1 pseudogene is annotated in these 573 nt (G+C 61.4%); it reads right to left on the bottom strand.

The features are described 5' to 3' along the window. Positions 1–486, bottom strand: a pseudogene (locus CVH10_RS16995) (IS5 family transposase); the annotation flags it as partial. Between the last annotated feature and the right edge of the window lie 87 nt (positions 487–573).

Raw genomic sequence — 573 nt, forward strand, 5'->3', positions numbered from 1 at the left:
GGGGCAGGCTGTGCAGGAGAGCGGCAGCGCCGATGTAGTCGCTGACCTGACCCGCTGTCATGATGAGGCTGATGGGCCTTCCGTTCGCATCGGTCACGGCGTGAAGCTTGGTGTTCATGCCGCCTTTCGTGCGTCCGATCAGTCGCCCGAGACCCCCTTTTTTACCCGCAGGCTCGAAGCCGTACGGTGCGCCTTCAGATAGGTGGCATCGATCATGACGGTCCGGCGTTCGGCCTGTGCGCCAGACAGGCCCTCCATCATCCGGACGAAGACGCCAGCTTCGCTCCACCGCTTCCAGCGATTGTAGAGGGTCTTGTGCGGCCCATAGGCCGCCGGCGCATCTCGCCAGCGCAGGCCGTTGCGGTTGACGAAGATGATCCCGCTCAACACCCGCCTATCATCCACCCGAGGTTTGCCGTGGCTCTTAGGGAAATAGGGCTCCAGCCGAGCCATCTGCTCGTCCGTCAGCCAATACAGGTCACTCATAATCCAGACTCCTCAGGAGCCTGAATCAGATCGCGCCCATCACATCAATGGGTCCTGAGCCTAAGCAGTCGAATCACGGGGTAGAGT

The sequence above is a fragment of the Halomonas sp. ND22Bw genome (genome assembly GCF_003011945.1).
Lineage (GTDB): Bacteria > Pseudomonadota > Gammaproteobacteria > Pseudomonadales > Halomonadaceae > Halomonas > Halomonas halophila.